We start from the raw sequence: 17,798 nt of genomic DNA, 5'->3' as shown, positions 1-17,798 counted from the left end.
GCCTGGAACGGGATCCCCGGTCCACCGAGACGCCGAGAGGAGGCGAGCCCAGTGATCAGCATTAACGAGACCAGCAAAATGACCGATCTCTCGGTCGTCGCCACCTGCGCCCTCGGCTCCTCGCTTCTCGGCACCGGTCTGTCCGGCTTCGGCCGCCTGTCCGGTACCGAGGTCGCGCGCCCCGAGTCCCTCGTGGCTCTGACGAGCAGCGAGCGCATCGCGCGACCGACCGAGGCACCTGCGGTAGCAGCAGCGGCAGCAAAGGTGAATGCCTTTGCCTTCGCGGCGGCCAATGGTGCCGGATCCCCGGAGCAGTACCAGACGAAGCATGAAATGTGGGCCTACCGCGGCCTCGAACCCTGGAGAGATCCAGCCTGATCGGCACGATCAGGTCGGCACCTTCCAGGGCCGCGGAACCCACACCGGGATCCGCGGCCCTTTTGCTTGCCCGATGCGCCCAGCCACCAGCCGGGCCGAACCGACGAGGAACACACCACAGTGCAACTCCAGACGCACACCCCGTCCGTAGCGACCGACCTGATCCCACCGCCCGACCCTCAGGAGAACTCCTTGCTGCCCCTCACCGAGCTCGACGACGAGATCGACCGCCTCGGCGCCGCTGTTCCGTGCCGGACCTACGACCCCGAGGTCTTCTTCGCGGAGTCTCCGGCCGACGTCGAGTACGCCAAGACCCTGTGTCAGACCTGTCCGGTGCGCGAGGCCTGCCTGGCCGGCGCCAAGGACCGGCGTGAGCCGTGGGGCGTCTGGGGCGGCGAGCTCTTCGTCCAGGGCGTCGTCGTGGCCCGGAAGCGTCCGCGTGGCCGTCCGCGCAAGAACCCGGTCGCGGCATGAACTCCACCGGCACAGGAACGATCGACCGTCCCGTCACACGGGATCCCCAGAAGCAGGTCCCCACGATGAACCCCACCTCCACCGAAACGCCCGCCCCTGTGAACTCCGGTGCGATCGAGTCGCGCCAGAACAGGAACCACGAAATGCAACTCATCCCAGAAGCCCTGGCGCGTGCCCATATGGACCAACGCCTCCAAGAGGCTGAATCCGAACGCAGGGCGCATCGGCTTGCCGCCGCGCGGCGTATGCAGCGGCGCGCCGAGCGCGCGTCGCTCCGTGCCCGGCGTGCGCTGGCCATGGCAGTCATGCAGTAAGGCAGCACAGCGCTGCCGCTCCTACGGGGTCCGTCCGACAGGGCGGGCCCCGTGGTGCGTTGTATCCCGCTTCGCGTGGTTGACAGGGATATCGTCGGATGGTGGACCAGAAGACGCATGAACAGGCGGAGTTGACCGCCGAGAACACGGTGTGCGCCCAGTGCGGCGCGGTCGCCGAGGGCACACCGCTGACCTGGACCTGCTCCGTCGAGAACGGTAAGCGTCGCTATTTCTGCGACGGCTGCGCGCGGGAGAACATCCGGGCCATCGAGAGCCGCCTGGATTCGAGCGGATGGTGAGACACGTGACGGGGTGAAGCTCTTTCAGGAGGGGGAGCCTGAGCGGGCCCGGCACCGGGCCCGCTCCAGGCCGCCGGGCTCAGGCCGTGCTCTCCTTGACGGCCCCCTCGACCACGTCGTCGTCCGCCTCGGCGTCCGCGTCCGGATCGGCCTCCGTGCCGACGGCGGCGGGGTCCGCGAGCTCCGAGGCGGCAGGCTCCTCCTCAGGGACGAAGCCCGGCATCCATGTCTCCAGTTCGTCCCGCAGCCGGACCGTCGCCCCCAGCTGGCAGAGCACTCCGATCGTGCTCAAGGTCACACGGTGTATCAGGAGATACGCGGGCGGCAGGTTGAGCTGCTTGCCCAACTGGTGCGCGGGGGAGCGCGGATCGCCGATCCGGGCCGCCTGATTCCGCATCCAGCTCCGGGTGAAGGTGAACTCCTCGACCTGTGCGGGCTCGATAATCGGCAGCAGGTAGTCCAGCACCGCCTCCGGGTCCAGCTCGATGGTCTCCTTGACGAAGCCCTCCTCGCACAGCAGCTGGTAGACCGCGTCGGCCTCGCCGTCCAGGGTCATCCGCAGCGACGTCCCGATCGTGGGCGGCAGCCCGTCGGGCAGCCGGTCGACCGTGCCGAAATCGAGCACCCCCAGGCGCCATTCCTCGACAGGTCCGTCCGGGGAGTCCCCCGTGAGGAGCCGGAAATTTCCCGGATGCGGGTCGGCGTGCAGCAGGCCGGTGCGGACGGGACCGGAGAAGAGGAAGCGGGCCAGGAGCTGGCCGGCGCGGTCCCGCTGCTCCTCGGTGCCGTCCGCGATCACCTCGGACAGCGGCACCCCTTCCATCCACTCCGTGACCAGCACCTGGTCGCTCTGGTGCACCACGGCCGGCACCCGTACATCCGGGTCGTCGGCGAACTCCTCGGCGTGTGCCTGCTGGGCCTCCGCCTCCAGGGCGTAGTCCAGCTCCTCAGCGACCCGGTCGCGCAGCTCGGTGATCAGCGGTTTGACGTCCATGCCCGGGATCAGCGGGCCCAGCAGCCGCGCGAAGCGGCTCAGCTGTGCCAGGTCGGACAGCAGTGCCTTGCCGGCCCCCGGATACTGCACCTTGACGGCCACGTCCCGGCCGTCGTGCCACACCGCCCGGTGCACCTGCCCGATCGACGCCGCCGCCGCGGGCTTGTCCGCGAATTCCTCGAACAGCTCCCGCCAGTCCTCGCCCAGCCGCTCCGCCAGCACCGAGTGCACCGTGCTCGTCGGCATCGGCGGCGCGGCCTCCTGGAGCTTGGTCAGCGCCGCGCGATACGGGCCGGCGATCTCCTCGGGCAGCGCCGATTCGAAGACGGACAGCGCCTGCCCGAACTTCATCGCACCGCCCTTGAGTTCCCCGAGGACCTTGAAGAGCTGTTCCGCGGTGCGCTGTTGGAGTTCGCGGCCGACGATCTCGGCCGATCTCCCGCCGATCCGCTTGCCCAGGCCCCAGGTGGCGCGGCCGGCGAATCCCAGTGGCAGCGCGGCCAGCTTGGCGGTGCGGGTGACCGCCTTGCGGGGAAGATCAGACATGCGCCCCTCCAACTCACACTGTCCCCCTACCGGGGTTACTCCGTCATTGTGGCGTGTCGCGGCCGAGGATCCGAGGCGTGTGCCTCCATCGGCGAAGCGGCAGCGCCGCAGCCGCACTCCGGATGGGGTGCGATCCGTGTCGTGCGCACACTCGCACACGGCAGTGCGAGCTCCATCCGCGCACCGGTGCACGGTGGCAGCTCACCGTCGAGGAACGTCAGCGCCTGGACGGCGGCGAGCCCCGCCACCATCGTCGCCAACGCGCCGTCGCAGGCCGGCATCGCCGGGGATCCCCGCCCCGAACGCCACTGCGCGAGCAGCCTGGGCCAGGCCGGCTCCTCGTCCGTACGCCGCAGCTGGTCGCAGCCGGCGCAGGCCGATCCACCGGGCAGCACCAGCGGGCCCACCACACCCGTGCCCTCCACCACCCCCGCGTACAGATGCGGGATACCGGCCGTGACCAAGGGTTCGGACAGGACGGGATCGGGGGCGTACGCGGCGAGGCCGTCACGCGGGGTCAGCACCACCAGGGACAGCCCCGGCTCGCCGGAGTCGCTGACGGGGACTCTCGGGCGCGGGCGGCGGCTCCAGGGGGAGGACTGCTGGACCAGCCGCCGCGCCGACGCGTCGCGTCGTTCGCCGACCCGCTCGGCGGACTGCCCGCCGGGCACCACGTCCCACGGCTCGACCGTGCCGCCGTCCAGCACGTCCACCCGGCCGATACCCGCGGCCGAGAGCAGCGCCGCGACCTGGGCACCCACTCGCCCCGCCCCGCGCACCCGGGCACGGACCGCCCGGCGCGCCCCTATCCGGCCCAACGCGCCGTCGGCTTCCGGATGCCGCACGGACAGCGAGGCCAGATCGGGCCTGAGCCGTTCGTACGCCGGCCCGTCCGCGCGTACCGCGTCGGCCGCCGGGCCGCCCGCCGCCGGAGCCTCCAGCAGCCCGGCCGCGCCGAGCCGGTCCACCACTCCCCGCACGTGGTCGGGCGGCAGATCCAACGACCTGGCGTCGGCGAGGAGCTGCTGTATGTTCCGGGTGCCGTCGATCATCCCGAGGAAGCTGCCGGTCGCGGTGTCGACCGGGCCGACCACCACCGCATGCGCCGGCGCCACGCCGAACCGCACCGTTTCCCTGTCCCGCCAGCCGCGCCGCAGCGCGGGCTTGAGCATGGGATGCATGACATCCGCCCCCGTCCTTCGTCGTCCCGTCCATCGGCGACCGGAACCCAGCATGCGACGGGCGGCGGAACAGCGGGGAAAGTTATCCACAGGCAGGGCCATTAGTCGTACAAGCCGCGCCCGCTGTGGATGGGTTTCCGGGGCGAACCGACCGTGGGTCGGGACTTCCCGCAGTGCCAGCGGGTAACGTCGGACGCGTGCCCGCCGACCCTTCCCCTCGCGGCTCCGGAGAGACACCCTTGCGCCGCGCCGCAGACACTCCACGCAGGGCTGCGCCGAGCCCGCAGAGCCGCGGATCAGGGACGAGCGCGGTCGAGGTGCGCCGCAGTTCCCGGCGGCGCAGAACGGTCTCCGCCTACCGCGACGGCGACCGCACGATCGTCCTGATCCCGGCCCGTATGTCAGCGGCCGAGGAGCAGCGCTGGGTCACCGTCATGCTGGACAAGCTCGCCGCCCAGGAGAGCAAGCGGATGCTGGGCGACGGCGAGCTGGCCGAGCGCGCCGAGCGGCTCTCCGACCAGTTTCTGGACGGCCGGGCGCGGCCGGCGTCGGTGCGCTGGGTCACCAACCAGAACACCCGCTGGGGGTCGTGCACCCCGGCCGAGGGCAGCATCCGCCTCTCGCACCGCCTGCAAGGCATGCCGGAGTACGTCATCGACTACGTCCTGCTGCACGAGCTCGCCCATCTCCTCGTACCGGGCCACGGCCCGAGGTTCTGGCGCCTGCTGGAGACCTACCCCCGCACGGAACGGGCCCGCGGCTATCTCGAAGGGGTGGTCGCCGCCGACCGCCTGCCGCATTTGCCCGCCGCCCGCAGTGAATGACCCGCGTCCCGTGTGACATCGGGCGTGCCCCGGGATCGCCTGCTGTCGGCGCGAGCGGTTAGCCTGGCGCGCACACGAACTCACAGCGGGAGCGGGGGACGGTCGTTACGTATGGCCAGGGAATTCCAGCGGGGCCACAAGGCCAAGATCAGTGATCTGACGGCGGGGACGGATCTGTACGTCGGCGTGCAGATCGCCGGTCCGGGCCTCACCTTCGACATCAGCTGTTTCGGTCTGGACGCGAACGAGCGGCTGTCCGACGACCGTTACTTCATCTTCTTCAACCAGCCCAAGTCGCCCGAGGAGTCGATCCAGCAGCTCGGCGCGCAGGCCGGTGACACCGAGTCCTTCCGGGTCACCCTCGACAGCATTCCGCAGAACGTCCAGAAGCTGTCGTTCACCGCGGCGCTCGACGGCGCCGGCCAGGTGTCGCAGATCGGCCCCGGCTACATCCGGATCGTGGCCGGTGGCGAAGAGGTCGCCCGTTACTCCTTCACCGGGAGCGAGTTCAGCACCGAGCGCGCCGTCATGCTCGGCGACTTCTACCTCAAGGACGTCTGGCGGTTCGCCGCGGTCGGCCAGGGATTCGACGGCGGCCTCGAAGCGCTGCTGAAGAACTTCGGCGGCGAGGTCGCCGAGGAGGCGGCGGAAGCTCCGGCGCCGCCCGCCGCGGCGCAGGGCGCCCCCGGTTTCGGACCGCCCGCAGGGGCCGCCCCCGCGCCGTCCTTCGGGCCGCCGGCCGGCGCGCCCATACCGCAGCAGCAACCGCCGGCCGCGCCCCAGGGTGTCCCGCAACAGCCCGCGCCCCAGCAGCCTCAGCAGCCGACCGCACCACAGGTCCACAACGCGCCGACCATCGCCGCGCCGATGGCCCCGCCCGCTGGTCCGGTGCCGCCTCCCGGCATGCCTGGTCCTCCCGGTATGCCGGGCCAGCCCGCCCCGTACGGCCAGCCCGGTCAGCCCGCGCCCGGTGGCTTCCCCGGCCAGCAGGCGCCGCAGGCACCCCCGTACGGCCAGCCCGCCCCGGCGCCCGGCGGATACGCCGCGCCCCAGGGTCAGCCCGCCCCCTACGGCCAGCCCGGTCAGGTGCCCGGCGCCCCGTATCCGGGGCAGGCACCGGCGGCCCCTCAGGGAGCCGGGCCCAGCCTGGGCGCCGTCCTGGAGAAGTACAAGGAAGCGCCCACCGGCCAGCGCTGGACCCCGCAGAACAGCAAGCTGATCCGCGTCGACCTCGGTGTCGACGGCCAGCCGGTGCTCGCCCGGCAGGGCAGCATGGTGCTCTATCAGGGCAAGGTCGACTTCAGCTACAAGGGCGCCGGCTTCCGCGGCCGGATCGTCGGCAACGCCACCGGCCAGGAAATGCAGCTGATGCGCTGTTCCGGCCAGGGTCAGGTCTTCTTCGCCGAGAACAGCGCCCATGTCCATCCCATCGAGCTCCAGGGCGACGCGATCTGTGTCTCCGCCGAGAGCGTGCTGGCCTTCGACGAGTCGCTGACGCACGAGATCCGCCGGATCGAGGGTCACGGCATCCCCGGTGGCGCCCTGTTCACCATGCAGTTCCACGGCACCGGCACGGTCGTCGTCACGACCCAGGGCACCCCGGTGGTGCTGCCGGTCACCCCGACCACCTTCGCCGACGCCAACTCCATCGTGGCCTGGTCCGCGGCCTCGCAGGTGATCATCTCCAGCCAGGTGAGCCTGCGCCGGCAGGCCTACCCGGGCCACTCCGGTGAGACCGTGAACCTCCAGTTCCGCGGTGCGCCGGGCAACTTCATCGTCGTCCAGCCCTACGAGGTCTGAGGGAGCCCGTAAATGAACCAGCAACAGCTGTCGGGCTATGCCCCGACCCCGCCCGCCGCACGCATGGAGAACCACGGCGCGTCCATGGTGAAGATCGCCATGCAGAGCGGCCAGGACGTCCTCGCGCGCACCGGCTCGATGATCGCCTACGAAGGCTTCGTGCAGTACGAGCCGAACCCGCCCGCCGTCCGCCAGATGGCCTCCCAGTGGATCACCGGCGAAGGCGCACCGCTGATGAAGTGCACCGGCGACGGTCTGCTCTTCCTCGCCGACTACGGCGCCGACGTCGTCTGCATCAACCTCAACGGCGAGTCGCTCTCCGTCAACGGCACCAACCTCCTCGCCTTCGACGCGCACCTCCAGTGGGGCGTGCAGCGCGTCAAGGGCATGGCGAAGTTCGCCGGCCAGGGGCTCTTCAACGTCGCGATCTCCGGCACCGGTTGGGTCGCACTGACCTCCCGGGGCACGCCGATCGTCGTCGACTGCGGCCGTGGTGACGACGAGACGTATGTGGACCCGGACGCGCTCGTCGCCTGGTCCACCAACCTCAAGATGAAGGGCAAGCGCAGCTTCAAGGCATCATCGATGATCGGGCGCGGCAGCGGCGAGGCGTACCAACTCGGCTTCTCCGGCCAGGGGTTCGTCGTCGTCCAGCCCAGCGAGGACAGCACCGACCGGCTCCGGGCCCGGGGCTGAGGGGGAGGACGAGAACACCATGCAGAGTCCGCTTTTCGCCTTCACCGAGGCACAGTCCGAGGACCGTTACGCCTTGCAGAACCCGCAGTTGCTGCGGGTCGGCCTCCAGGGCCATGAAGACCTGCTCGCCCGTAAGGGCTCCATGGTCGCCTATCAGGGCATGCTCGAATTCGACGGCAACTACCAGACCCAGGGCCAGCACCGCGCCCGCGCGATGTCCGGTGAGGGCCTGGATCTGATGCGGGTCTCCGGGCAGGGCACGGTCTATCTGGCCAACCTCGCCCAGTACATCCACGTCGTCGAGGTCGACCACGACGGTCTGACCGTCGACAGCAGCTACGTCCTGGCGCTCGACTCCGGCCTCCACTGGGACGTCGTCTCCGTCGACAGCCAGTACGGCATCTCCGGCACCGGTAAGTACCAGCTCAACATCTCCGGGCGCGGCAAGGTCGTCCTGATGACCTCGGGCCAGCCGCTGATGCTGCAGGTCACCCCGGACAAGTACGTCAACGCCGACGCCGACGCGGTCGTCGCCTGGTCCGCCTCGCTGCGGGTCCAGCTGCAGGCGCAGACGCACTCCTCCGGGGTGTGGCGGCGTCGCGGCAACACCGGCGAGGGCTGGGAGCTGAGCTTCCTCGGCCAGGGCTACGCGCTGGTCCAGCCCAGCGAGCTGCTGCCGCCGCAGAACGCCGTGATCGGGTCCGGTATGGCCGCCCAGTTCGGCCTGGGCCAGCAGGGCGCCCATGGGCAGAACCAGGGCAACATCTTCACCAACTGACGCACCGCAGTGACGCATTCGGCGCCCGTCCCTCCAGGGAACGGGCGCCGAAAGCGTGTCACGGGCGGTTGCGCTACAGCACCGCGCGGGTACGCTCCACCAGCCGCACCACCGAGTCGTCGGCGACGCCGGCCACCTCGTCGTACGCGAACCACCGCAGGTCCAGCGATTCCTCGCTGATGGCGGCCACCGCGCCCTCGGGAGCCAGCGCCGCATACTGGACGTCCAGATGCCAGGCGCAGGGTGTGTGGTGGCGATCCAGCCGCACCGGGCCACCGGGGAGCAGCGTCAGCCCCTCGGCGATCCCGGACTCCTCACGCGCCTCACGCAGCGCCGCGTCCGCCAGCGAGGCGTCCTCCGGCTCGCAGTGGCCGCCCATCTGCAGCCACATCTCCAGCTTGCGGTGCAGGGTCAGCAGCACCCGGCCGGCAGCCGGATCGATCACCAGCGCGCTCGCCGTGATGTGCCCGTCCTTGCAGGGCTTCCACATGCCGTCCTGGTGGGCGGCGAGGTGGTCCAGATACGTGAGCCGCAGCTGCTCCTGGTCGGGCGACGGCGCGGGCCACTCCTTGAGCACCCGCGCCGCGTCCTCACGCAGACTCACTTGTCGCCGTCACCCCTGCCGTCACCCTTGCCCTCGCCGGAGGCGCTGTCCGGGCCGTCGGCGGTGCCGGTGGCGTCCTCGTCCGACGACGCATCGGCCGGGGCGTCCTTCGCCGGCTTGCTCAGGTCGGGCTTGCCGCCGCTCGCGGCCTCGCCCAGCATCTTGTCGAGCTCGGAGAAGTCCAGCTGCTCGTGGTGCACGAAGCCGTCCGGGTCGTCCAGATCGGCCGCCGTCGGCAGCATGTCGGGGTGCTCCCACAGGCCGTCGCGGCCCTCCAGGCCACGGGCGTCCGTCAGGGAGGCCCACAGACGGGAGGCATCCCGCAGGCGCCGCGGACGCAGCTGAAGACCGATCAGCGTGGCGAACGTCTGCTCGGCCGGGCCACCGCTGGCCCGGCGCCGCCGCAGCGTCTCGCGCAGCTTGTCCGCCGACGGGAGATGCGGGGCGGCAGCGGCGTGCACCACCGCGTCCACCCAGCCCTCGACGAGCGCCAGCGCGGTCTCCAGCCTGGCCAGCGCCGCCTTCTGCTCGGGGGTGTCCTCGGGCTGGAACATGCCCTGCTGGAGGGCGTTCTGCAGCTCCTCGGGGTGCTGCGGGTCCAGCTGGCCGACCACGTCCTCCAGCTTGCTGGTGTCGACCTTGATGCCGCGGGCGTAGCCCTCGACGGCACCGAACAGATGCGAGCGCAGCCACGGCACGTGGGCGAAGAGCCGCTGGTGGGCGGCCTCGCGCAGCGCCAGATAGAGCCGCACTTCCTCCTCCGGGACGCCCAGGCCGGAGCCGAAGGTCGCGATGTTCCCCGGCAGCAGGGCGGCCTTGCCGGCCGGCCCCAGGGGCAGCCCGATGTCCGTCGAGCCGACGACCTCGCTCGCCAGGACGCCGAGCGCCTGGCCGATCTGGGTGCCGAACATCGCGCCGCCCATGGAGCGCATCATCCCGAGCAGCGGGCCCGCCATGGCCTGCATCTCCCCGGGAAGCACGTCGCCCATCGCCGAGCCGACGCGCTCGGCGAGCGGGTTGACCAGGTCCTTCCACACCGGGAGGGTCTCCTCGACCCACTCGGCGCGGCTCCACGCCACCACCGAGCCGGAGCCCGACGGCAGCGACGTCACACCGTCCAGCCACAGGTCGGCCAGCCGCACGGCCTCCTCGACCGCGGTGCGCTCACCGGGGGACAGGCTGGCGTCCTTGCTGCCGTCCTCGGCGCCCTGCGCGACGGTCTGGCGCGCGATGTCCTTGGCCATGTCCCAGTTCACCGGGCCGCCCTCGTAGGAGAGCATCTGGCCGAGCTTCTGGAAGGCGGCGCCCAGGTCGCCGGGGTTCATCTCGCCACCGGCTCCGCCCATGCCGCCGAAGAGCGCCGCGAACGGATTGTCCGCGCCGCCGCTCCCGCCGCCGAACCCGAAGGGGTCCGCGGGGTCCTGGCTACCTCCCTGGCCGCCCTTCTTGCTGCCGTTGTCGCCGTCCTCCGGCTCCTCCGGCGGAAGGCCGAATCCAAATGGGGTGTCACTCACGGGTTTCCTCGGCTCGTAGGGCCGCCGACCAGGGGCCGGCAGCGACTGCCCGACATCACCTCCAGCGTAGACACCCGACCCGCTTCGGGGCTCGGTGCTTCGCTGTACCGGTGGCTGCGGCAGGATGGACGCCACCTGGTGCGCACGCGTCAGCACGTGTACGTACTGAATTCAACCGCTGGAGACGCCCGGTGAGTTCCCCAGATCCGACCGTTCGCGCAGCGCGAAACGCTGCGGCCGACACCGAGAAGGCCGAAACCGAGAAGGCGGCCACGACCGCGGGCGGCGCCAAGGACCGGCCGGAGCGCCGGCCCGTCGTCGCCGTCACCGGAGCCGCGTCCGGTGTGGGCGCGCTGCTCACCCACGCCCTCGTCGCATCGGACGAGGTCAAGCAGGTGGTGGCCATCGACGAACGGCGCGGCGACATCGCTGAGGCGCACTGGCACGTCCTCGACGTACGCGACCCCGCCATCGCCGAGAAGCTGCGCGGCGCCGACGTCGTCGTCCACCTCGCGCTCGACCTCGACCTGGAGACCGACGACACCGCCCGCACCGCCTACAACGTCCGCGGCACCCAGACCGTGCTCACCGCCGCCGCGGCGGCCGGTGTCCACCGGGTCGTGCTGTGCACCTCCGCCATGGTCTACGGCGCGCTGCCCGACAACGACGTGCCGCTGGCCGAGGACGCCGAGCTGCGGGCCACCGCCGACGCCACCGGTGTCGGCGATCTCCTGGAGATCGAGCACCTCGCACATCGCGCGCCCCGTGCGCACCCCGGCCTGAATGTCACGGTCGTACGCCCCACCGTTCTGGTCGGCGGCACCGACACCGCGCTGACCCGCTACTTCGAGTCACCGCGCCTCCTGGTCGTCGCCGGATCCCGCCCCGCCTGGCAGTTCTGCCACGTCGAGGACCTGGTCAGCGCACTGGAGTACGCCGCCCTGGAGAAGGTCGACGGCGAGCTGGCGGTCGGCTGCGACGGCTGGCTGGAACAGGACGAGGTCGAGGAGCTCTCCGGCATCCGGCGCATGGAGCTGCCCTCCTCGGTGGCCCTGGGCGCGGCCGCCCGCCTGCACCGCATCGGTCTGACACCGTCGCCCGCCGGGGACCTCGCGTACACGATGCACCCCTGGGTGGTCAGTGGCAGTCGGCTCCACGAGGCGGGCTGGCGGCCCCGGTGGACGAACGAAGAGGTGCTCGCCGAGCTCCTGGAGGAGGTCGCGGGCCGGCACACCGTCGCGGGCCGCAGGCTGGGCCGCAAGGACGCCACCGCGGCCGGCGCCGCCGGTGCCACCGTGGCCCTGCTGGGCACCGCCGCCCTGGTCAGGCGCGCACGCAAGGCCCGCCGCCGTATCTGAGCCGTCCGGTCCGGCAGGGCGGCCGGGCGGTCAGGACCGGGCTGCCACGGCTGTAGGAGCCTCCATACGGCCGCCCTCGCGCCCGGCAGAAACGGCCATTCCGCATCGCTGCCCGGTGGGGCACGATGGGACCATGTCCAGCACGCAATCCCTCCCGCCGTCCGGCCGCGACCACCCCGGTGAGCAGGCCGCACAGGACCCGATCCGGCTCCTCGCGATCCGTGACACCGCGCTGTCCGTCGACGAGGTCTTCGCGGCCGTCGGCGACGCTGCGGCCGGCGGTACGGCGCTGTTCGTCGGTACGGTCCGCTCCCATGACGGCGGTGCCGACGTCGACGGCCTGGGCTATTCCGCGCACCCGAGCGCCGAGGCGGAGATGCGCCGGATCGCCGAGAAGGTCGTCGCCGAGTTCCCCGTCCGCGCGCTGGCGGCCGTCCACCGGGTCGGCGACCTGTCCATCGGCGACCTCGCCGTGGTCGTCGCGGTCTCCTGCCCGCACCGTGGCGAGGCCTTCGAGGCCTGCCGCAAGCTGATCGACGATCTCAAGCACGAGGTGCCGATCTGGAAGCACCAGACGTTCTCGGACGGTACGGAGGAATGGGTGGGCGCCTGCTAGCGGGCACCGGGGCCGGCCGGCGGGCCGAACGGTGACTTCCCGAACGCATGGCCGAATCGGTGCGGTCCTCCGGTTGCGTAACCCGCCCCCTGGCGTGAGCGTTGATCTGGCAGATGGTTAATCTGCTTATTGGTCGATTGCGGTTGTGCAAGCAGTTGGGAGGTCGCTGTGGGTGCGCTCCTCTGGTTGCTGATTCCGGTTCTCGCCGCGCTGGTCGCCGCGGGATGGAGCAGCTGGGCCCTGCGTAACCGCAAGACCGGGGATGTCGCCGAACTGGCCGGCTATGCCAGGTTCCGTGAGGCGATGGAGAAAGATCCTTCCGCTTCCGAACCCGCTGCGGCCGCGGCCGCCACCGACGCCGCCTGACGTTCGGCGGCCTGCGCACCAGGAAGTCCTGCGCACCAGGAAGTGCCGCATCCCCGCGGAGTGACGGGCCGTCGGTCGTGCGTGCCTGGACCGGCCCCCGTACGGACGGCCCCGCGGGCCGGTTGTCATACCCGTCCCGTACTGTCGTTCCATGCCACGCCGCACCGCGACGCTGCTCGCCTCGACCCTGATGCTGATCGCGCTGCTCTGCGCCGGGGTACTGATCCCCGTGCCGTACGCCGAGATGTCGCCGGGCCCGACGGTGAACACCCTCGGTGATCACGACGGCGAGCCGGTGCTGCAGATCTCCGGCCGCAAGACCTACCCGGCCACCGGTCACCTCAACATGACCACGGTCCGCGTCACCGGCCCCGACTACACCATGAACCTCGTCGAGGCCGTCTACGGCTGGCTGAACCACGACAACGCCGTGGTGCCGCACAAGACCCTCTATCCCGAGGGGCAGACCGCGGAGCAGGCCGACCAGGAGAACGCCGAGGAGTTCTCCCAGTCCCAGGAGAGCGCCAAGGTCGCCGCGCTCAACCAGCTGCACGTCCCGGTGGCCACCCAGACCGTCGTCGGCTCCGTCGTCAAGGACAAGCCGGCCGACGGCAGGCTGCACGCCGGCGATGTGATCACGGCCGTGGACGGCACGGCGGTCAAGGCGAACACCGACGTCGCCAAGCTCGTCACCCGCCACAAGCCCGGCGAGAAGGTCGTCTTCACGGTCATCCCCGCCAAGGACGCGGCCGCGGCGGAGAAGAAGGGCAAGCGCCCGACGGCCGGCCGGAAGCAGATCTCCCTGACCACCGAGAAGGCGGACGACGGCCGCGCCATCGTGGGCATCCAGGCCGGGGTGGATCACATCTTCCCGTTCCACATCGACGTCAAGCTCGCCGATGTCGGCGGCCCCAGCGCCGGGCTGATGTTCTCGCTCGGCATCGTCGACAAGCTGACCCCGGGGAACATGACCGGCGGCAGGTTCGTGGCGGGTACGGGCACGATCGACGACAAGGGCAAGGTCGGGCCGATCGGCGGCATCTCGATGAAGACGGTCGGGGCGCGGGAGAAGGGCGCGGAGTTCTTCCTGACGCCCAAGGAGAACTGCGCGGCCGCGGCCAAGGACACCCCGGCCGGCCTGCGCCTGGTCAAGGTCGACACCATAGGCGACGCGGTGAAGGCCATGGAGAAGATCCGCAACGACGACACCCAGGGTCTGCCGAGCTGCAGCACGTCCGGCAGGTCGTAGCCGCGTCCGCGGCGCCGCCGTCCGGAAGGGCGCGGCTGCCGGGACGCGGAACATCACAGAGGGAAGGCCCGGCCGAGCGGCCGGGCCTTCCCTCTGTGGTCACGGAATTCCTGCCGCCTCGAAGCTCACGCCTCGAAGGTCGCCGCCAGCGCGTCCGCGAGGCCCGGCACCAGCGCGGCGCCGGTGAGCACCTCGGAGGTGGAGTCCTTCTCGCGCAGCCGCAGCGCCGATTCGCGGGAGCCGTCCCGCAGCACGGCCACCGTCATCCGGACCTCCTGGCGGTCCGGGTGGTCGGCGACCCACTTGGCGAGCTGCGTATCGCTCATGCCCTCGGGCACGGAGTCCTCGGCGGACGGCGGCAGCATCAGCCGCTCCACGGTCATCGCGCAGCCGGTGACCGCGTCGGGCCAGGCGATGGTGCCGAGGAACTCGTCCAGCGGCGCATCGGCCGGGATCTCGTCCTGCTCCACGGGGGTCAGGGAGGCGGTGGTGGAGTCGTCGATGCCGAGCTGGGCGGCGAGCGAGGGCTCCTGATCGCGCAGCTTGGCGGTGTCGACGAGGGCGAACAAACGGGCGGGCTGGTCCCAGCCGAGACCGGCGCTGTACTCGTCGATTTCGAGTACCGCTCGGGTCAGTGGGCCGGCGGCGAGGGGGGTGCCGTCAACGGGGAGGTTGGTCATGTTCAACATCGTGCCTTGTGAACCCCTGAAATCGGGAACCGAGTAAAGCCTTAGTAAGTTGCATCAGTGGGTCCTACTATCGCCGGGCCTGCTCCACACCACAGCGAACTTCGAGGTGCGCACCTTGGCTTTCCAGATGCCGGACCGCGGCGGAGGCCCGACAGGGCCACGGATCAGAGTCGGCCGACCGTCCCGGCGGATCCGGACCCTGCTCATGACGTTGGGCGTGCTGGCCGTGCTGGCCATGCTCTTCGTGATGTTCGCGGGGTTCTGGACCGACTGGCTCTGGTATCGCTCGGTCAATTATTCGTCGGTCTTCACCACGACCCTGTGGACCAAGATCGGACTGTTCTTCTTCTTCGGCGTCCTGATGGCCTCGGCCGTCGGCGTCAACATCTGGCTGGCGCACCGGCTTCGGCCGCCGCTGAGCGCGATGTCCATGGAGCAGCAGAGCCTGGACCGCTATCGGATGGGCATCGCCCCGTTCAAGAAGTGGGTGCTGATCGCGATCACCGCGGTGATCGGCCTGATCGCGGGCGCGTCCGCCTCCGGCGAGTGGCGCACCTGGCTGCAGTGGATCAACGGCGTGCCGTTCGGTCAGAAGGATCCGCAGTTCGGCATGGACGTTTCCTTCTACGCCTTCGATCTGCCGTGGTACCGCTTCCTGTTGAGCTTCGGCTTCGCCGCCGCCGTGCTGTGTCTGGTCGCCGCGGCGCTGACGCACTACCTCTACGGCGGGCTGCGGGTGACGAGTCCCGGCTCCCGGGCGACCGCCGCGGCGACCGGCCATCTGTCGGTGCTGCTCGGCATCTTCGTCTCGCTCAAGGCGATCGCCTACTGGCTCGACCGGTACGGCCTGGCGGTGAAGTCCAGCGGCCTGAAGTCGGCCGACAACTGGACGGGCCTGCGCTATGTGGACGCCAACGCCTATCTCCCGGCGAAGACCATCCTGTTCTTCATCGCGGCGATCTGCGCGGTGCTGTTCTTCGCCACGCTCTGGCGCCGCACCTGGCAGCTGCCGGTGATCGGCTTCGGTCTGATGGTGCTCTCCGCGGTACTGATCGGCGGGCTGTATCCGGCGATCGTGCAGAAGTTCCAGGTCCAGCCCAACGAGCAGGCCAAGGAAGCGCCGTACATCAAGCAGAACATCAAGGCGACCCGGGATGCGTACGACATCCAGGACTCCGACGTCACGCCGTACAAGGGCAATTACAAGCCCAAGGACAAGGAGGACAGCCAGCGGCTGCGGGACGATGCCGACTCCACGGCCAGCATGCGGCTGCTCGACCCGAACGTCGTCTCGCCGGCCTTCCAGCAACAGCAGCAGGTGCGTGGGTACTACCAGTTCCCCTCGACCCTGGACGTCGACCGGTACAAGGACCAGGACGGTGCCGAGCAGGACACCGTCATCGGTCTGCGTGAGCTGAACATCGCCGGTATCCCCGAGCGCAACTGGATCAACGACCACTTCAAGTACACCCACGGCTACGGCGCGGTCGCCGCGAAGGGGACCGAGACCGCCGACGGCGGCGGGCCGAAGTACACCGAGTCGGATCTCCCGGCCAAGGGGCAGCTCGGGAAGTACCAGCAGCGGGTCTACTACGGCGAGAAGACCTCGCAGTACTCCATCGTCGGCGGGCCGCAGAAGGAGCTCGACTACTCCGACGACAGCGGCGAGAAGAGCTACAGCTACCAGGGCAAGAGCGGGGTGAATCTCTCCAACCCGATCAACCGCGCGGCATACGCCGTGTCGTTCGGGGAGCCGCAGATCCTCTACTCCGGCGCGATCGGCAAGGGTTCGCGGATCCTCTACAACCGCACTCCCAAGGAGCGCGTCGAAGCGGTCGCCCCCTGGCTGACCATCGACGGTGACGCGTACCCGGCGGTCATAGACGGCCGGATCAAGTGGATCGTGGACGCCTACACCACGAGCAACGGCTATCCGTACGCCTCGCGCACCACGCTCGGGGACACCACGGCCGACTCGCTCACCAACGGACAGCGGGCGGTGGTGGCCCAGCAGAACCAGGTCAACTACATCCGCAACTCCGTCAAGGCGACGGTCGATGCCTACGACGGCTCGGTGAAGCTCTACCAGTGGGACAAGAAGGACCCGGTCCTCAAGACCTGGATGAAGTCCTTCCCCGGCACGGTCGAGAAGCGGGACGCCATAAGTCCCGCCCTGATGGAGCACCTGCGCTACCCGCAGGACCTCTTCAAGGTGCAGCGGCAGCTGCTCACGACCTACCACGTCACGGACCCGGGTACCTTCTACACCGGCTCCGAGCGCTGGCAGATCCCGAACGATCCGACGACCAAGTCGGGCAACGCCGTGCCGCCGTATTACCTGAGCATGAAGATGCCGGGCCAGAAGGACCGGGCGTTCTCGCTGACGACGACCTTCACGCCCAACAAACGCGACAATCTAGGCGCGTTCATGGGTGTCGACGCCAACGCGAAGAGTCCCGACTACGGCAAGATCAGAGTTCTGAAACTGCCCTCGCAGACACCCGTCCCCGGGCCGCAGCTGGTGCAGTCGAAGTTCAACTCCGATCCCAGCATCGCCAACGAGCTCAACATCCTCAAGAAGCTCGGTGACTCGGAGATCGAGTACGGCAATCTGCTGACCGTGCCACTGGACGGCGGGCTGCTGTACGTCGAACCGGTCTATCTGCGCGGCGCCAACACCAACTACCCGCTTCTGAAGAAGGTGTTGGTCAGCTACGGCGACAACAAGCCCGTCCTGGAGAACTCCCTCAAGGACGCGCTGGATGTTGTCTTCGGCAAGAAGGCGCCGAGCACCGGCACCCCTGAGGAGCCACCGAGCGGCGACACGAGCCAGCCGCCGCCACCGTCCGACCAGACGGTGCAGGAGGCTCTCGGTGACGCCCAGAAGGCGTACGAGGACGGCGAGAAGGCCCGCACCTCGGGCGACTGGGCCGGTTACGGCGAGGCCCAGAAGAAGCTGAAGGAGGCGCTGGACCGGGCCGCCAAGGCGTCCGAGAAGGCCCCCGGCAAGAACGACAAGCCGGCGGACAAGTCCGGCGGCTGAGGCGCCCCCCCGGCCTCGTGAAGCGGCCCGTGACCGCCGGTGTGAGCCGGTGGTCACGGGCCGCGGTGGTCAGGG

18 protein-coding genes are annotated in these 17,798 nt (G+C 70.2%); 13 read left to right on the top strand and 5 right to left on the bottom strand.

Annotated elements, in window-relative coordinates; all coding sequences use genetic code 11:
- Positions 1-51 precede the first annotated feature (51 nt).
- From ACIRQ7_RS02590 to ACIRQ7_RS02575, 4 genes are all read left to right on the top strand, one after another.
- Positions 52-378: a hypothetical protein gene (locus tag ACIRQ7_RS02590; protein ID WP_404259277.1), complete on the top strand. Its 327-nt coding sequence runs from the start codon at positions 52-54 to the stop codon at positions 376-378.
- 120 nt (positions 379-498) lie between these two features.
- A complete protein-coding gene (locus ACIRQ7_RS02585; protein WP_401462765.1) occupies positions 499-852 on the top strand; it encodes a WhiB family transcriptional regulator in 354 nt (117 codons plus the stop codon).
- The gene (locus tag ACIRQ7_RS02580) at positions 849-1,166 is read left to right on the top strand and encodes a hypothetical protein (protein ID WP_401462767.1); all 318 of its coding nucleotides are present in this window, start codon (positions 849-851) and stop codon (positions 1,164-1,166) included. The genes ACIRQ7_RS02585 and ACIRQ7_RS02580 overlap by 4 nt, the downstream gene beginning before the upstream one ends.
- 98 nt (positions 1,167-1,264) lie before the next feature.
- A complete protein-coding gene (locus tag ACIRQ7_RS02575; RefSeq protein WP_404259274.1) occupies positions 1,265-1,465 on the top strand; it encodes a hypothetical protein in 201 nt (66 codons plus the stop codon).
- A gap of 79 nt (positions 1,466-1,544) precedes the next feature.
- On the opposite strand, the gene ACIRQ7_RS02570 is transcribed toward ACIRQ7_RS02575, so the two are convergent.
- Together ACIRQ7_RS02570 and ACIRQ7_RS02565 are read right to left on the bottom strand one after the other, a co-directional pair.
- On the bottom strand, positions 1,545-3,005 hold the full coding sequence (locus ACIRQ7_RS02570; RefSeq protein WP_401462771.1) for an ABC1 kinase family protein: 1,461 nt from the start codon (positions 3,003-3,005) through the stop codon (positions 1,545-1,547).
- A 35-nt stretch (positions 3,006-3,040) separates the two neighbouring features.
- On the bottom strand, positions 3,041-4,177 hold the full coding sequence (locus tag ACIRQ7_RS02565; RefSeq protein ID WP_404260077.1) for a ThiF family adenylyltransferase: 1,137 nt from the start codon (positions 4,175-4,177) through the stop codon (positions 3,041-3,043).
- A 206-nt stretch (positions 4,178-4,383) separates the two neighbouring features.
- Here ACIRQ7_RS02565 and ACIRQ7_RS02560 point away from each other — a divergent pair, with 206 nt between their 5' ends.
- From ACIRQ7_RS02560 to ACIRQ7_RS02545, 4 genes are all read left to right on the top strand, one after another.
- Positions 4,384-5,010: a M48 family metallopeptidase gene (locus ACIRQ7_RS02560; protein ID WP_403666940.1), complete on the top strand. Its 627-nt coding sequence runs from the start codon at positions 4,384-4,386 to the stop codon at positions 5,008-5,010.
- A gap of 111 nt (positions 5,011-5,121) precedes the next feature.
- The gene (locus tag ACIRQ7_RS02555) at positions 5,122-6,810 is read left to right on the top strand and encodes a TerD family protein (protein WP_404259272.1); all 1,689 of its coding nucleotides are present in this window, start codon (positions 5,122-5,124) and stop codon (positions 6,808-6,810) included.
- A 12-nt stretch (positions 6,811-6,822) separates the two neighbouring features.
- On the top strand, positions 6,823-7,506 hold the full coding sequence (locus ACIRQ7_RS02550; protein WP_401462777.1) for an AIM24 family protein: 684 nt from the start codon (positions 6,823-6,825) through the stop codon (positions 7,504-7,506).
- Between the two features lie 19 nt (positions 7,507-7,525).
- The gene (locus ACIRQ7_RS02545; RefSeq protein ID WP_404259270.1) at positions 7,526-8,284 is read left to right on the top strand and encodes an AIM24 family protein; all 759 of its coding nucleotides are present in this window, start codon (positions 7,526-7,528) and stop codon (positions 8,282-8,284) included.
- Between the two features lie 73 nt (positions 8,285-8,357).
- On the opposite strand, the gene ACIRQ7_RS02540 is transcribed toward ACIRQ7_RS02545, so the two are convergent.
- Together ACIRQ7_RS02540 and ACIRQ7_RS02535 are read right to left on the bottom strand one after the other, a co-directional pair.
- Positions 8,358-8,888 (bottom strand): NUDIX hydrolase, encoded by a 531-nt coding sequence (locus ACIRQ7_RS02540; RefSeq protein ID WP_404259269.1) that lies wholly within the window; start codon positions 8,886-8,888, stop codon positions 8,358-8,360.
- Positions 8,885-10,402, bottom strand: coding sequence for a zinc-dependent metalloprotease (locus ACIRQ7_RS02535; protein WP_404259267.1), 1,518 nt, complete (start codon positions 10,400-10,402; stop codon positions 8,885-8,887). The genes ACIRQ7_RS02540 and ACIRQ7_RS02535 overlap by 4 nt, the downstream gene beginning before the upstream one ends.
- Before the next feature lie 191 nt (positions 10,403-10,593).
- Between ACIRQ7_RS02535 and ACIRQ7_RS02530 the strand changes: the two genes are divergently transcribed.
- From ACIRQ7_RS02530 to ACIRQ7_RS02515, 4 genes are all read left to right on the top strand, one after another.
- Complete coding sequence (locus ACIRQ7_RS02530) at positions 10,594-11,760, top strand: SDR family oxidoreductase (RefSeq protein ID WP_401462785.1); 1,167 nt, start codon at positions 10,594-10,596, stop codon at positions 11,758-11,760.
- A gap of 133 nt (positions 11,761-11,893) precedes the next feature.
- Positions 11,894-12,376 (top strand): molybdenum cofactor biosynthesis protein MoaE, encoded by a 483-nt coding sequence (locus ACIRQ7_RS02525; protein ID WP_404259265.1) that lies wholly within the window; start codon positions 11,894-11,896, stop codon positions 12,374-12,376.
- Positions 12,377-12,544: 168 nt separating this feature from the next.
- Complete coding sequence (locus ACIRQ7_RS02520; protein WP_401462789.1) at positions 12,545-12,742, top strand: hypothetical protein; 198 nt, start codon at positions 12,545-12,547, stop codon at positions 12,740-12,742.
- A gap of 151 nt (positions 12,743-12,893) precedes the next feature.
- Positions 12,894-13,991 carry a PDZ domain-containing protein gene (locus tag ACIRQ7_RS02515; protein WP_404259264.1) on the top strand — a complete coding sequence of 366 codons (1,098 nt, stop codon included), beginning with the start codon at positions 12,894-12,896 and terminating at the stop codon, positions 13,989-13,991.
- 125 nt (positions 13,992-14,116) lie between these two features.
- On the opposite strand, the gene ACIRQ7_RS02510 is transcribed toward ACIRQ7_RS02515, so the two are convergent.
- Entirely contained in the window at positions 14,117-14,671 is a 555-nt protein-coding gene (locus tag ACIRQ7_RS02510; RefSeq protein WP_401462793.1) for a PPA1309 family protein, read from the bottom strand.
- A gap of 136 nt (positions 14,672-14,807) precedes the next feature.
- Between ACIRQ7_RS02510 and ACIRQ7_RS02505 the strand changes: the two genes are divergently transcribed.
- Positions 14,808-17,723 (top strand): UPF0182 family protein, encoded by a 2,916-nt coding sequence (locus ACIRQ7_RS02505; protein ID WP_404260075.1) that lies wholly within the window; start codon positions 14,808-14,810, stop codon positions 17,721-17,723.
- The last annotated feature ends 75 nt before the right edge of the window (positions 17,724-17,798 follow it).

Origin of the sequence: Streptomyces sp. NPDC101393 (assembly GCF_044767385.1) — a bacterium.
Lineage (GTDB): Bacteria > Actinomycetota > Actinomycetes > Streptomycetales > Streptomycetaceae > Streptomyces.
This window is presented reverse-complemented; position numbering and strand designations above follow the sequence as displayed.